Here is a 15,027-nt window from a genome sequence, read left to right as displayed (position 1 = left end):
CAACTGATTAAACGACCGGAGCGATAAACTCCGGTCATTCTATTTCAATCCTCTTTTGGCTCATATCCTAATATATCATCTATTCCTTTGTCGAATTCATCGTTAGGTGAATCTTCTTTTATTTCTTCTGCTTCTACATCTATTATCTTTTGTGGTTGTTTAGGGAAAGCCCTATCTAAAAGTTCCATAAAAATATTCCAGTTGTAATTAGCTGCTCTTCCCAATGCTTCGACACTTGCTAAATATTCTTTTAGTTTAGGTTTACCAATATCTTGAGTAAAAAATTGATGATGTTTATCTTTTCTATATCCTTTATCATTTTTAGGATTTTTCTCATTTAAAGTTGAAAGAGTTAATGGGGCTATTCTTTCATAAACAATATTGTTTATCCATTGTCCAACAACTCCCGGTCTTTTATTAGTCATAGTCCAATTCCATCCCCGCATTTTATATATCATTTCAAAAAAACTATCCTCAAATGTTTTTATCCATTTAGATGCTTCATCAGACAAAAATTGATTTAAGAACTTTTGCAATTCATCCTTTGCTCTTTTTTTCTCTTTATCATAGCCTGTTACTGCATCTACAAGAGCTATGATTCCGACTTTTGAAACAGCTCTAGTTATTATACGTGCTGCTTTGTAATATTCCTCACTTACTTGATATACTCGGGAATCATAAGCGTCAATTATTGCATAGCACAAGTCTATCAATAATGTTACTTCATATCCGTATGTATCTGATTGAGAACCACTTGCGGTGGGTCTTTTAAATTTAATAGGATGAGATAACTTATCATAAATCCCGGGAGGCAAATTAGTAGATATAGGTTTACTATTAATAAACTTAGATAGCCATGTACCCGAATAATTTGGGTTTGCACCAATTGCATTTTGGATTCCCCGCCCTGAAAATACGCGAGTTCCATCTTCTAACACATAACAAGGGATAGATAATTCACCTAAATATAATGGTGTTTTATCAGAGCCAAACTTTGCTTTTAAAACTTTATTTTCCATATATCAATTCTTTATACGTTAATCTATACTCTAAGTTCTCTAAAAGTCGGTCAAATTTTTCTCGATTAGTAAGTTCTCGATTGTTTGCCCTATATACAAATTCATCTATGTATTTCTGCATGTGTCTCCTAGACCAATAATGATATACACCGATAACACCTCGTTTAACTACCGACCAAAAGTTTTCTATATGATTAGTAGTGAATGCCCCTTTTCCGTAGAATCCTTTCTTATGGTTTACGTTTTGATGATTATATAACGTATCAGCTTTCTTTCCATAATTCCATTCATCAGTATAAAGATCACTTCCTAACTTGACATATCTTAGGATTAATGGCGAAAGATTTTTAACCTGTGTATTAGGAACGACCTTCGCTATCACCCTTCCACCTTGTTGTATTAATCCAAACACTGGCGTTTTATCTTTGAAAGACCTACCTTGACTTCTTGGAACTTTCTTGTTCCAATGCCTGTTCTTGTTCTTTCCTCCAATTAAAAGTCTCATCGATCTCTACAGTTCCGCTTAATTTACCACCTCCACCCTCATCTTCACTTCCAACGTCATTGTCTATTCCTAATGCTTTCCGAATTCGGTGCATCATAAACCATGCTGTCTTTTGTGACACTTTGATGTTTTCTCCTAGCTGAACGGAAGAAATACCTTTTTTGTAGGATAAAATCGTCCATATTGCTTCAAACCAACTAATCAAAGGAATCCTTGTTCCTTGAAAAATAGTTTTTGTTTTAACATCGAAGTATTTTCCTGTGTTTTTACAACGATATTTATTATCTTTGCACTTGTAGACTTTGGAAGTTTTATCGAATGGGGAAATTACGTTTCCATGCCACCGTCTTTCTTCCAAATAATCTATGCAGGATTGCTCTGTTGGAAAAGCCTTCCGCAAATCTGACAGGGAGGTGAATCTACTATTAAACATAAGAACACTTTTTTATATCACAAATATAGTAGTTATTTACATAATATCCAAATAATATTCGGGAAAATTTTCCTATTTTGTGTAATCAAGGTATAGTTGCCTAAATTTATATCAAAAACAGTAAACACTCATGTTCAATACCTGCTATTATCATTTCAAATTCTGATAATCATTTAAACTAATAATAGATCTTCTTATTTTTCTTATCGGAAATGGTCTGATAATCTTTCACCTTTATATTAAAATATGATTTAGACTTTCCATCATCATTAGAAGGCAACTGTTCTTTATCTTTTTTGTGTGGCAACTCAAGAATATCTATTTCTTTCACACTCTTCTTCAGTTTCGGGAATAAAAGACTGATATAAATATATTTATGATTAAATCCTTTGACAGCCAACAGCCTACCTATCGGAGCTCCACCATCATATCCTCGTACATTATACTCATCGCCACTTTTCTTATCGATAATCTTAAATCCCGGACTATAATACAACCATTGCCAGTCCCAATAAATAGGTTGTATAAATGTCACTTTAGTATCATTCTTTCTCCTTTCAATCGAATATAAAGAAGGACTTGTAGACATCCCATTTTCATACGCTTTCTCATACACTTCTTCAGGAACTATAACTATACTATCGCTTGGAAGCATATAGGCTTGTGCATATAATTCTTTATCACGTTTCTTCTTTTGCTCATATTCTTTCAACCGCTGTTCACCTCTTTTTACTCGTTCACTTTTCTCTGATCTAACCACTTTGAATGTCTCTGTCTGGAGTTGCTTCACTAACAACGGCATTGTCTCACGCATAACAATCAATGAAGCCTCTTTATATTTCTTACCTACGGGAGATTCATAAAATGCAGCAACAGCTTTTAATTCTTCCAAAGTTAAATGCTTCTCATAAACAGGCATATACATTTCAAACACCTTACTTTCTATTTTCTCTTTCCAGTTTTTAGAAAACTCATTCCAATAAGCCTCATCCTTTTCCGGCGCATTTAATTTCATCACAGATGTGATTTTTTGGAAGAAGTCATCCGTAGTAGCCGAAGCACCGGAAAGTACCATAATCTTTTTCAACGTTTCTTTGTACTCATCTGTCGCATTTGTATTTTGTGCAGAAGCTGGTAAAATTAAAGTAAACAGTGCAATTATGCACATCATTACTTTGGGAAGGAAAATGTTTTTCATAATTATCTGATTTTATTTATTTTGATTCCATATTTTATTTTGCATTTCCTACAAAGATACACATTAAATCTATATCATTTAATAGAATAGTACAATCAATGAGGCTACTATCCGGCTGCCCTGCAATGTATAGATAAACGAAATACCCCCTATTCATCCCTAATTATAACATTCATCCCCCTCTCTTATCAAAATGGCTTTGAACAATTCATTTCATCTTTTGATATGATATTATTATCTTTTTCTCACATACTTCGTTCATTTTTCGTAATTAACGCTATCTTTGCAATAGGTCGCTAAATCTAAATAAGGCTTTCAAAATACATAATATACGAATATGAAAAAGATTTTATTTTTATATATCATTCATCTAGGATTTGCCCTACAACCCATACAAATTCAAGCTTGTTGTCTCGACAATGAGGTTGTTCTCGCCAATGGAACTACCATTATTCTACAATCACCTAAAGTGGACAATACCAAAACCATTCAGTTCATCAAAGATTTCTACGCAAACTACGTTTTTGGAGCAAAAAATTATGTTCCGGCAGTAAAAAAGCATTGTACAGCCAAATTGCAAAAGCAGCTGAAAGATAACTACGAGTATGACGGCGAAGGATATGCGATATGGAACTTCCGAACAGGTATGCAAGACGGACCAAGCGACATATCTAAAGTAACATCAGTAACTACATTGGAAAATGGTTTATACAAGGTCAATTTCATTGATATGGGAATAAAGGGTAACCGTACTTTGAAAATTATCGACGTAAACGGGACACTGAAGTTCGATGCTATTAAATAATCCCCTCTAAGCAGATATATTATCAATTTAACAGATAACTAAAAAAGCCTTACTATTCAATCAAACAATGAAAGTAAATCATCTATAAGACTACATCCTTCACCGCTTTCACCTTCTTCCTGAAACCTCCACCCAAAGCAGGAAAGCGGGTGAAAGCGACCATGAAAAACCCTTCCATCCTACTTTCAAAGGTTTCACCTACACACTTCAAAAGTTCCGCTTACCGCCGGAGCACATCACGAGACACCCCGTAATAACCTGCTGAAGCCACATAAATCGGCTGCATACGTTTGCCGATATTTTTCAATTTGCCTTCTTCCAGTAATCGCCGGAGGTGACGGTTCGCCGTAGTCCGTGTCATGCAGCATACCTCCTGAAAATCGTAACGAAGCATTACGTCATGATCGGCGAAATATTCCTTCAGCCGCATATCTATCTCCACTACCGACAAGGATTCCGAATGGCGTGCATACTTGCTCCGGCTGCCCTTAACACCTACCAGTTCCCCTCGCAAACGAGCGTCGGGACGAAAACCGATTGTTTTCAACTCCATTTTCAACCATTTGTTCTTAGTGCTGCGAGTCACTTTTTGTGTACTCCGCAAGATTGGAGCAAAATAGCCAAGTCCCTCAATATGCACCTCACGTCCCTCGCGCAGTTCTTCACCACAAATTTGGGCAAGCATCTCGAACGCATTTTTTACATCACCTACGGAAAGCGAACTGCGCCCGTGAATCATCCGGCACAGTTTATCCGTTCCCACCTTACCATTCAAAAAAATGCGGGGATGCAAACCTTTCTCTTCCGAATCGTCGGACTCACCGGGATTCTCATACCAATCGTAAAGTATAGCCATTAGTAGTTAACGTTTTGATAGTGATTATATTTCATGTAAAAACTTTAAGCTTATTATTAAACCACTACCGTGGTTCATTCAAATCACAGTTGTTATCCAATTAAATCACCTTTGTCATTTGATTGGACCACGAAAGTGAATCATCAATAACTCTTCGTCAAAGATACGATAAAAAATAGAGAAAAGGACGATAAGAAGCCGACTTCTTCAGATACGTAGAAATTAATATTTTTTCCGGAGAAATACTTGCAAACCGGTATCATCCTATAGTACCTTCGCAGTATCAGCGCTGAACAATAAACCGATTTTAATCACTTAAAAATAGAAAAAATGATGAATGCAATAACATTGATATGGAAACAGGTATTGAAGGAACTAAAATTGTTTCAAATGAAGGAGAACAAAGAAGATGCAGTTGAGAAAACAGACAAAGAGCCACAGAAAACGCTAAAATGTCATGAAGCTAAATATACCATTCCCCTGCCGGACACTGCACCGCCTACTGGAAGGGAGAAAGAGACAGAACGAAAACAACCGGTCCGATTAACCCAAGAGGTACGTACATTCCTGCAAAAACAGTATGATTTTCGTTACAACCTATTGACGGAAGAAACGGAATATCGTCCTGCCAACAAGCGTGCCGTTCCTTTCGAACCTGTAAGTAAGCGGGAACTGAACACTTTCTGCATGGAAGCACACGACCAGGGCATATCCTGCTGGGATAAAGACTTGAGCCGTTACATTTATTCCACTTGTATTCCCGAATACCATCCTTTCCGGCTTTACATGGAAGAACTGCCCGGCTGGGATGGGACAGACAGACTGGAGGCTTTGGCACGGCGTGTCTCTGACCATCAGCTCTGGATAAAAAGTTTCCATACCTGGATGCTGGGACTCACCGCCCAATGGATGGGCATGACGGGAATACATGCCAACAGTGTAGCCCCCATACTTGTCAGCAGCGAGCAGGGACGACAAAAATCCACATTTTGCAAGGCACTGATGCCGCCGGCATTGTCACGTTATTACATGGACAACCTGAAACTGTCTGCACAAGGAAAACCCGAAAGGTTACTTGCCGAAATGGGACTTCTGAACATGGATGAATTTGACAAGTACGGAACGCAGCAAATGCCATTATTGAAAAATCTGATGCAAATGGCAAACCTGAATATCTGCAAAGCTTATCAAAAGAATTTCCGCAACTTGCCGCGCATCGCTTCTTTCATCGGTACAAGCAACCGTTTTGACTTGCTCACCGATCCCACCGGTAGCCGGCGATTCATCTGCATTGAAGCAGAACATCTGATCGACTGCGAAGGTATCATGCACGATCAGATCTATGCCCAACTGAAAGCTGAACTGCTCTCCGGCATCCACTATTGGTTCACAAAAGAAGAGGAACGGGAACTGCAACGCCACAATGCTGCTTTTTATCATCCGTGTCCGGCAGAGGAAGTCTTTCATGCCTGCTTCCGGATAGCTAAAGATGATGAAGAGGGAAGCGAACGGCTCTCGGCTTCGGACATATTCAGGAGACTGAAGATGTATAACCCCGCTGCCATGCGTGGAAGTAATCCGGCTACGTTCGCGCAAGTTTTGCTTGCGGCAGGGGTCACCCGCAAACATACCAAATATGGGAACGTGTATTTGGTGAAACCGATGAAAGCGGCATAAAGCTCCAAACAGAGGGAGGGTTCACCCGTAAGAAGCTGGGGAAAAACTGTTTACAAAGGGGTGAAAGAGGTGAAAAGAGAAAGAGGATATTAAGAGGGAAATAAGCTATAAACAATAAGATTTTGAATAGAAAATCAGGAAAAACTTGATTATCTATTCAAAATCTTATTGTTTCCGGATATTTATCCTACTATCCATTTACTGCCCGGTATAAACGAGATTATCTTAGTTGTTACAAAACAACAGATAAACGTAACCACTGCGATACATGGTATAGCGGCAACAGTGGGAAGCGCCAATGTATCTTTGAACACAGTCACCCACAGTCCGAGCCAGAATATGTGCATAAGATACATACCATAGCTAAGTTTCGATGTTTCCGTCACCAACTTGGGAGCTTGCGGACGTTTGATACATGTAAACATAAGGAATGTACCCGTTGTGAGAAGCACACAGTTAATCGTACAGAAAGCCCATCCTATTTCTATTACAGGTGTGGAATGGAGTTCGCCGGGTATAGCCTGCACATAGAATGAATAAATAGTCCATACAGCACCGATCACCATTAAAATAGTTCCTATAGTGAAACGTTTGGAACGGTTCCAGGTAAGGTGTACACGAATGTAATGTGCCAGAACAAGATAGCCCAGATAACCGGAGAAGTACCACAACATGTGGTATTCATTCCAGAAACATTGTCCCCACACTTCACCGCACCAACGGTTGAGATAAGGCATACAGGTTGACAACACGAACAGCCCGATAAAGAAACGTTCTTCTTTAGCCGTGGCTTTTCTCAACCAGGGGGATATAATTGGGATAAACAAGTAAAGGCTTATCAGAGGATACATAAACCACAAATGTCCGGCTAGCGTCGGGAAATTCAGGAATATCCGCGACAAGTCCTTCATAGATGTTTCTCCGTCTATCTGTCCCCACAACATAGGTAGAGTGCTGTACAGTAGCATGAATATGAAAAACGGTGGAAGGATGCGAAGACAGCGCTGGCGATAGAATTGCCACATAGACTGCTCTTCCTTCATCGGTGCAAGCAGGAAGGCGGAGACTATCATGAACAGGGGTACTGCCATACGTGAAAAGCCATCGTATACTGATACCCATAGCCGGTCTGCTTCATTCGCTAGAAAAGACTGCGGGCCTGCCATATCGGTGGATCCGGGAGCACCATAGAAATTCTCACTGGCATGAACAAGGATGACGAGAAAGCATGCAAACACACGGATGTAATCTAAAAAAACAACACGTTTCATTTATTCTAAGTTTTCTAGTTATTAATTTATTCTTTTGTGTTCGGGAACGCAGAGATTCTCAACCGTGCCGCACCCATGGGGATCAATGTTATTTCTTCTTTATCACCTTTCACCGCATCTTCTTCCGGCAATACGCCACACAGTCCTGTTTCGTCTATCTTCCATTCAGGAACCGGACGACCGATAGCTTTTACTTCTAAAGGTACACTGGCTACTGTGAAAGGATAGTTGTCAGTCGGCCAGGATTTACGGATTACCTTGAAATTCTTCAAAGGTTCTTTCTTATCCAATACCAATGAATAATTCCAGGGGCTATCCGGATAGATTTCAGTAGTAGGCCATTTTTTCGAATCAGCACCTTTCTGCCATTTTGAATCACCGATAGCTGTCTCCCGACTGTCTTTCTCTACATATTTCTCTGCAATCTTAAGAGACAAAGTCAAAGGTCCGTAATCTACGCTTACGCTGTTTTTATTAACCTGCCAGGTACGCATAGACAAAGACATCGGAAGAGTCAATTCCACACGATCACCATTCGCCCACTCACGATTGATGCAAAGATATTTTCCCGCTACAGGAGTTACACTAACCTTCTTACCATTCACGCGCACTTCTGCTCCTTTTGTCCATGAAGGAATACGGAGATAGAACGGAAAAGCGACCTTTTCACCGGTAGAAACAGTGAAGGCAATAGCTTCTTCAAAAGGATAATTTGTCTCTTCGTGAAGAGTGATTTCCTTGCCGTCACCCACTTTCACTGTAGCTTTGCAAGCTGCATAAATAGCTGTTGCCACTCCGTTGTCGGGAGTTGCCAATACCAGATGTTCGGTGAAGTAAGGCCAGCCTTGTGCATGGTTGTGTTGGCAGCAACGACTGCTGAAAGGATTCATCGAAAGGAACGGGCCACGATTGTCAATGCCCGGATGATGATTCTTCGAATCACTGATGGCATGGTTCGGACAAGTGATATAACGCAATGCCTTGAAATCGGGCATCACGGCAGCCGGATAAGAGTTGAACGCTACTTCCTCACAGTGTTCCGCCCACATGGGATCTCCTGTCATGCAAAGCATGATTTCATCGGAAGCCATTTGTTCTACCAAGCCGCAGGTTTCCACTCCCTGTCGAGGATCGATATATCCCAGACGGGCATTTTCGTCCGCACCGAACATACCTCCGGGAACCTGACCAAAAGTACGCCGAATCAGATGATGGACATTATAAGAGGCTTTCAGCATCGCTGAATCTCCGGTCTGCATATAATAAGTGGCAGGTTCACGGAAACATTGGGCGATATTGACATTGTGCCAGTTAGGTAAGGAGGTGGATTTCGTCCAGTCGGCTGTATTACGGTGAATTTTCTCGGCTAATTCGAGTAGGAAAGCATCTCCGGCATGGTTGTAAAGCCAGTAGATACTGATGAGGTTATCACCGCCACGGCTTTTCTCCCAATAATCTTCCAGAAGCTGGTCATCGGGAACAGTCATCTGCCACTTGAAGTAATTCGTCATCAGGTCAATGACACGCTGATCTTGAGAATACTCATAATAAGATTGCAGACACCAGAGCATAATCATCTGTGCCCAAAGTTCGCGTTTGCCGTTACGTTCATTGACCGGACCGAAATAGCCATCCGGCTGGCGACTGGCAAATACACCTTCAATCCAATATTTGGTTTCTTCAATCATCTTCGGGTCATTCAGGATATATGCCAAATTGCCATACCCTTTGAGCCAGTAAGGAACTTCCTCCCAACCGTGATCGCCACCGGTTGTCAACCAGGCATTATTATCCTTTTCCAGCCAGGCGCTGATCTCCCCCAAATGTCCGGTCAGACCGTCGCGCTGCAATTCGAGATACTTCTTCACCCAGCCTTCGGGCTGAATACTGCCTACCGGCAACTTTATAAAATTCAACGGTCGAAGCGGAGCGCGATACCCGATGTAATTGGTATTGACGGACTGTATGTCCGGTCGGTCCACTACTGTCACCGTACCACAAGAAGAAGCAGGCGCACAAGCTGTAACCGCCACTCCAAGCACTATCGATGCAAAAAGTCCTTTCGTTTTATTTTTCTTCATTTCGTCTATTCTACTACTTCCGGAAATCATCCTAATTTCCCTATGAACCCAATTGAGCACTAACAAATTACATTAAAATAAAGAACGGATAATCTCTAATCAGACAACCCGTTCTTCAATGGCATGAACTGCCTTTATAACCTATTTATCAACAGAGAATTTGAAGATACATTGGCTTGTATACTTTTCGCCCGGGCGAAGTACAGCCGACGGCCATTCCGCTTTGTTCGGAGTATCCGGATATTTCTGTGTTTCGAGACATACGGAAGCACGTTGGTTGTAAGTAATGCCTTTCTTTCCTGTCAGTGAACCATCGAGGAAATTACCTGCATATACCTGAATACCCGGTTCATTAGTATAAACGTCGAGTACGATACCAGTCTTCGGTGATTTCAAAGAAGCGCATTTACGGGTTACGTCGCCTTTCGTGTTCAATACCCAGTTGTGATCGTAACCATTGCCATTTTTCAGCTGTACGAAATCATAGTCGTTGATACGTTCGCCTACCGGAGTCGGGGTGCGGAAATCCATCGGAGTTCCTTCTACCGGAACGATCTCGCCAGTTGTCATGAAGGTACTGTCCACCGGAGTATAATAGTCCGCATCCACCATCAACAAATGACCGGAGTTGTTGCCGGCATCGCCTTCAAGATTAAAATAAGAGTGGTTGGTCATATTTACAATCGTCGGTTTGTCTGTTTCCGCTTCGTATTGAATATCGATGGCATTATCGTCCGTCAGTTTCATCAACACTTTACAAGTGATGTTTCCCGGAAAACCTTCTTCACCGTCTTCTGCACGGTAAGTCAACTGTAATTCCTGCGGATTCAACAATGCTGCATCAAACACCCGGTATTGGAATCCTTGCGGTCCGCCGTGCAGACAATGACCGTAGTTATTGCGAGGAAGCTGATATTCTACACCATCCAAGGTGAACTGTCCCTGATTGATACGATTGGCATAACGTCCGATAGTCGCACCGAAATCCGAAGGCTTGCTGATATAGTCCTGAATAGAATCGAAACCGAGAACAACGTCACGCATCTGTCCGTCTTTGTCGGGAACCATCACTGAAACAATACGTCCACCGAAGTTCGTAATACAAACTTCCATGTTGTTCTTGTTACGCAGAGTGAACAAATCAGTCTTCTTTCCATCTACTTCTGTCTGGAATTTACTCTGCAGTAAACCGGAATCTGTAGCCTTTTCAGCTTTCGGAGTACAAGCTGCCATTAAAAGGGCGGCAACTGCCCATACACATAACTTTTTCATGATACAATTGGTTTTTAAATATTAGTTTTCAGCTATTCATATTTAGATGCAGACGACGCGGATAACGCGTTTTTTCTAATTTTGCATCAGAAAAAGAGCCGCATCATCCGCGTTATCCGCGTTCAATTTACTATGTCAGCATATCACTGTATACTATTCAATAAATCTACCTTTCCTTCATTAACCAGCTTCAAAATCAACTCACCGAAAAGAGTATTCTGCCAGGCAAACCATGCACGGGTAAATTTCTTCGGATTGTCCTTATGGAAAGATTCGTGCATAAAACCGGTACCGGCATCCGTGTCCATCAACATCTTGATACAGGTCTTGATTTCGGCATCATTCTGACTTGTGAAGGCTTTCATCATAATACTCATCGGCCACACCATATCGTAACCGATATGCGGTCCGCCGATCCCTTCGCCTGCCTTGCCTTTAAAGAAATAAGGATTGTCCTCACTCCACACAAAACGGCGGGTATTCTGATAAATCGAATCGTTTACATTCACATCACCCAGATAAGGCATCGCAAGCAAACTCGGCACATTGGCATCGTCCATCAGATGATGATTTCCAAAACCATCTACCTCGAATGCATAGATTTTACCATATTTAGGATGATTATACACCGCATATTTCTTTAAAGCTGTTTCCACCTCCTGCGCCAAGTCCTTACATTCTTTAGACAAAGCCGTTTTCTTATTTACCGTCTCCAGAATCTCGGCTGCCTTACGCAAAGAAGATACGGCAAAGAAATTGGAAGGAATCAGGAATTGAAGCGTAGTAGCATCGTCCGAAGGACGGAAACTGGAAACAATCAAACCGACTGGTTTCACCGGTGCTCCCAGACCGTCATTGCTCACAGTATCCAGTGCACGTTCCGTCTTACGTTGGAATTTATAAGGACCTACTCCGTCTTTGCGTTGTTGCTCTTTGAATGTTTTCAGTACATTAGTGATTGCCTGAATCCATTCTTCGTTGAATATGCTCGCATCTCCGGTAGTCTTCCAGTAATGATAGGCCAAGCGCAAAGGATAACACAAGGAGTCAATTTCCCATTTACGTTCGTGCAACTCCGGTTTCATGTCTGTAAGGTCACTCATCCAATGACCGTCAGGAATAGCGCCGTCATTAAAAGCATTCGCGTACGGATCGATATTGATACATTTGAACTGGCGGAGAATAACACCTGCCAGCATTTCTTTCAGTTCAGGATCCGAATTAGCCAATTGTACGTAAGGCCATACCTGTGCACCGGAGTCGCGTAGCCACATGGCGTGAATATCGCCCGTATATACGAACGTATCCGGTTTGCCATCGCTTCCTTTACGGAAATGTACGGTTGTATCCAGTGTATTCGGGAAACAGTTGGTAAACATCCATGCCAACTTCGCATTCTTCAAAAGTTTCTGTACACGGAGAATCTCCTTCTCTACCGCATTGGAACGGAACAAACGATTGGATATTTCCGGGCGGTTATCTTTCTGAATGGCATCCGCCAGACATACATGCATTTCCGTCATACGGTTGGAGGCTTGTAGCTCCCCGCCACAGAGAAGCATACCTGCCAGCATACCTGCGCTGATATATTTGATCTGTTTCTTCATGATTACTTCTTCTTTTTAAATTCGTTAGAGAAAGAATAAGGGAAATCGGCCTCTTTGGTACCACGTTGCTGATTAGGTTTTGCGTCCATTTTGAAAGAAATGGTGGCACCATTCAGCAGGTCCTGATGAGTCAGGTAGTTTTTGGTATATTCTTTACCGTTCAATTTCATCGACGAAATGTAACGTTTATCGTCTCCGTTATTCGGAGCGGAGATAGTCACCGTCTTTCCGTTTTCCAGATGCAGCTTCATCTCCTTGAAGTAAGGAGTACCCAAGACATATTCATCCGTACCCGGACATACCGGATAGAATCCCATTGCCGAGAATACATACCAGGCAGAAGTCTGGCCGTTGTCCTCATCACCGCAATAACCGTCGGGAGCTGGAGTATAGAGCTTGTCCATCACTTCACGAATCCAATGTTGCGCTTTCCAGGGTTGGCCGGAATAGTTGTACATATAGAGCATGTGCTGAATCGGTTGGTTGCCATGTGCATAGTTGCCCATGTTCATAATCTGCATTTCACGGATTTCATGAATAACGGCTCTATAATAACTTTCATCGAAAATCGGAGGAAGGATAAATACAGAGTCCATCATCTGGTTGAATCCGTCTTTACCACCCATCAAATCGATCAGACCTTGAGGATCGTGGAATACCGACCAGGTATAATGCCAGCTATTACCTTCCGTAAAGGCATCCCCCCACTTCAACGGATTGAACGGAGACTGGAACGTACCGTCTTCATTTTTACCACGCATCAGTTTGTGTTCGGGATCGTAGAGATTCTTATAATTCATTGCACGCTTTGCAAAGATTTCAATCTCTTTTTTCGGTTTCTTCAAGGCTTTACCCAATTGATAGATACACCAGTCATCGTATGCATATTCCAGTGTACGGGCTGCATTCTCGTTAATACCTACATTATAAGGTACATATCCCAACTTATTATAATACTCATGTCCTAATCGTCCGGTAGAACGAACATTCGGATGCACTGCATTCGCTCCATGTTTCACGGCTTCCCACAATGTCTCGATATCGTATCCTTTCAATCCTTTCAGGTAGGCATCGGCAACTACGGAAGCGGAGTTGTTTCCAACCATGCAACCTCTGTGTCCCGGACTTGCCCATTCCGGCAGGAATCCGCTTTCTTTATAAGTGTTCACCAATCCTTCCTGCATCTTTGTATTCATGGATGGATACATCAGGTTAAGGAATGGGAAAAGACAACGGAACGTATCCCAGAAACCGGTATCGGTAAACATATATCCCGGAAGTACTTCACCATTATAAGGGCTGTAGTGCATCACGTCTCCTTTAGCATCTATCTCGTAGAAACTTCTGGGAAATAATACTGAACGATACAGACAAGAGTAGAAGGTACGCAAATGATCGATATCATCATCTTTCACTTCAATACGTCCTAAAACATCGTTCCATACCTTGCGACCTTTCGCAGCAATCTGTTCAATGTTGTCCGTACCCAGCTCTTTCAGGTTCAGTTCCGCCTGTTCAGGGCTGATAAAAGAGGAAGCCACACGCACATTTACCTGTTCGCCCTTGCGGGTTTTGAAACCGATCAATGCACCGGCATGATTGTCTGTCGCTTCCAGTTTGTTGGTGTCAATCACACCACTGGCTACGGCAGCCGTATAAGTAAACGGTTTGTCGAATACTAGTACAAAATAGTTCTTAAAGTTGGCAGGAACACCACCGCTGTTTTTAGTGGTATAACCGATAATCTTGTTCTCCGAAGGGATTACTTTCACAAACGAACCTTTATCAAAGGCGTCTACCACTACATAAGAGTGGTCGTTTTCGGGGAAAGTGAAACGGAAAGCAGCTGCTCTCTCTGTCGGAGCAATTTCGGTCACTACATCATGATCGGCAAGATATACTTTATAATAATAAGGAGTAGCCGTTTCAGCTTTATGAGAGAACCAACTGGCACGCTCATCCTGATTAAATACTGCCTTACCGGTTACCGGCATGATGGCAAATTGACCGTAATCATTGATCCAGGGACTTGGCTGATGGGTTTGTTTGAATCCTCTGATCTTGTCAGCGTCATACGTATACGCCCATCCATCGCCCATTTTACCAGTCTGCGGAACCCAAAAGTTCATTCCCCAAGGCAGCGCAATGGCAGGGTAAGTATTTCCGGTAGATAATGCGTGCTTTGACTGCGTACCAACCAGCGGACTAACGTAGTCCACCGGTCCGGTAATTGTTTTTGCAGTCATAGCCCATGCACTAAGTAACGTAAAAGCGAATAGAGCTAGTTTCTTCATGGTATTTTT

General features: G+C 41.9%; 9 protein-coding genes and 2 pseudogenes. 2 read left to right on the top strand and 9 right to left on the bottom strand.

The window, feature by feature from the left end:
• Positions 1–44: 44 nt before the first annotated feature.
• From DWZ47_RS05610 to DWZ47_RS05600, 3 genes and pseudogenes are all read right to left on the bottom strand, one after another.
• The gene (locus DWZ47_RS05610; protein ID WP_004309561.1) at positions 45–1,019 is read right to left on the bottom strand and encodes a P63C domain-containing protein; all 975 of its coding nucleotides are present in this window, start codon (positions 1,017–1,019) and stop codon (positions 45–47) included.
• Positions 1,009–1,957, bottom strand: a pseudogene (locus DWZ47_RS05605) (IS1595 family transposase). The gene DWZ47_RS05610 and the pseudogene DWZ47_RS05605 overlap by 11 nt, the downstream one beginning before the upstream one ends.
• A gap of 178 nt (positions 1,958–2,135) precedes the next feature.
• Positions 2,136–3,155: a DUF2059 domain-containing protein gene (locus tag DWZ47_RS05600; RefSeq protein WP_004309559.1), complete on the bottom strand. Its 1,020-nt coding sequence runs from the start codon at positions 3,153–3,155 to the stop codon at positions 2,136–2,138.
• Between the two features lie 337 nt (positions 3,156–3,492).
• On the opposite strand from DWZ47_RS05600, the gene DWZ47_RS05595 reads away from it, so the two are divergent.
• On the top strand, positions 3,493–3,960 hold the full coding sequence (locus tag DWZ47_RS05595) for a hypothetical protein (protein ID WP_117512515.1): 468 nt from the start codon (positions 3,493–3,495) through the stop codon (positions 3,958–3,960).
• Positions 3,961–4,180: 220 nt separating this feature from the next.
• Here DWZ47_RS05595 and DWZ47_RS05590 read toward each other — a convergent pair whose 3' ends face one another.
• Entirely contained in the window at positions 4,181–4,816 is a 636-nt protein-coding gene (locus DWZ47_RS05590; protein ID WP_004299544.1) for an HU family DNA-binding protein, read from the bottom strand.
• 333 nt (positions 4,817–5,149) lie between these two features.
• Between DWZ47_RS05590 and DWZ47_RS05585 the strand changes: the two genes are divergently transcribed.
• A complete protein-coding gene (locus DWZ47_RS05585) occupies positions 5,150–6,493 on the top strand; it encodes a VapE domain-containing protein (RefSeq protein WP_008649388.1) in 1,344 nt (447 codons plus the stop codon).
• A gap of 182 nt (positions 6,494–6,675) precedes the next feature.
• On the opposite strand, the gene DWZ47_RS05580 is transcribed toward DWZ47_RS05585, so the two are convergent.
• From DWZ47_RS05580 to DWZ47_RS05560, 5 genes and pseudogenes are all read right to left on the bottom strand, one after another.
• Positions 6,676–7,764 carry an acyltransferase gene (locus tag DWZ47_RS05580; RefSeq protein WP_117512514.1) on the bottom strand — a complete coding sequence of 363 codons (1,089 nt, stop codon included), beginning with the start codon at positions 7,762–7,764 and terminating at the stop codon, positions 6,676–6,678.
• Positions 7,765–7,790: 26 nt separating this feature from the next.
• Entirely contained in the window at positions 7,791–9,845 is a 2,055-nt protein-coding gene (locus DWZ47_RS05575) for a beta-L-arabinofuranosidase domain-containing protein (RefSeq protein ID WP_117512513.1), read from the bottom strand.
• A 141-nt stretch (positions 9,846–9,986) separates the two neighbouring features.
• Entirely contained in the window at positions 9,987–11,117 is a 1,131-nt protein-coding gene (locus DWZ47_RS05570) for an aldose epimerase family protein (protein WP_117512512.1), read from the bottom strand.
• A gap of 143 nt (positions 11,118–11,260) precedes the next feature.
• Positions 11,261–12,622, bottom strand: a pseudogene (locus tag DWZ47_RS05565) (glycoside hydrolase family 125 protein); the annotation flags it as partial.
• 104 nt (positions 12,623–12,726) lie between these two features.
• Entirely contained in the window at positions 12,727–15,018 is a 2,292-nt protein-coding gene (locus DWZ47_RS05560) for a GH92 family glycosyl hydrolase (protein WP_117512510.1), read from the bottom strand.
• Positions 15,019–15,027 lie beyond the last annotated feature (9 nt).

The sequence above is a fragment of the Bacteroides sp. AF32-8BH genome, from assembly GCF_003435205.1.
Lineage (GTDB): Bacteria > Bacteroidota > Bacteroidia > Bacteroidales > Bacteroidaceae > Bacteroides > Bacteroides ovatus.
The sequence above is the reverse complement of the archived record's forward strand: the minus strand, read 5'-3'. Positions and strand labels throughout refer to the sequence as shown.

What these genes read in the sequence shown, in the direction of transcription:
- DWZ47_RS05600 (WP_004309559.1), bottom strand. Translation starts at nt 3,155, where the DNA reads ATGAAAAACATTTTCCTTCCCAAAGTAATGATGTGCATAATTGCACTG.
- DWZ47_RS05570 (WP_117512512.1), bottom strand. Translation starts at nt 11,117, where the DNA reads ATGAAAAAGTTATGTGTATGGGCAGTTGCCGCCCTTTTAATGGCAGCT.
- DWZ47_RS05560 (WP_117512510.1), bottom strand. Translation starts at nt 15,018, where the DNA reads ATGAAGAAACTAGCTCTATTCGCTTTTACGTTACTTAGTGCATGGGCT.
- DWZ47_RS05590 (WP_004299544.1), bottom strand. Translation starts at nt 4,816, where the DNA reads ATGGCTATACTTTACGATTGGTATGAGAATCCCGGTGAGTCCGACGAT.
- DWZ47_RS05585 (WP_008649388.1), top strand. Translation starts at nt 5,150, where the DNA reads ATGAATGCAATAACATTGATATGGAAACAGGTATTGAAGGAACTAAAA.
- DWZ47_RS05580 (WP_117512514.1), bottom strand. Translation starts at nt 7,764, where the DNA reads ATGAAACGTGTTGTTTTTTTAGATTACATCCGTGTGTTTGCATGCTTT.
- DWZ47_RS05610 (WP_004309561.1), bottom strand. Translation starts at nt 1,019, where the DNA reads ATGGAAAATAAAGTTTTAAAAGCAAAGTTTGGCTCTGATAAAACACCA.
- DWZ47_RS05595 (WP_117512515.1), top strand. Translation starts at nt 3,493, where the DNA reads ATGAAAAAGATTTTATTTTTATATATCATTCATCTAGGATTTGCCCTA.
- DWZ47_RS05575 (WP_117512513.1), bottom strand. Translation starts at nt 9,845, where the DNA reads ATGAAGAAAAATAAAACGAAAGGACTTTTTGCATCGATAGTGCTTGGA.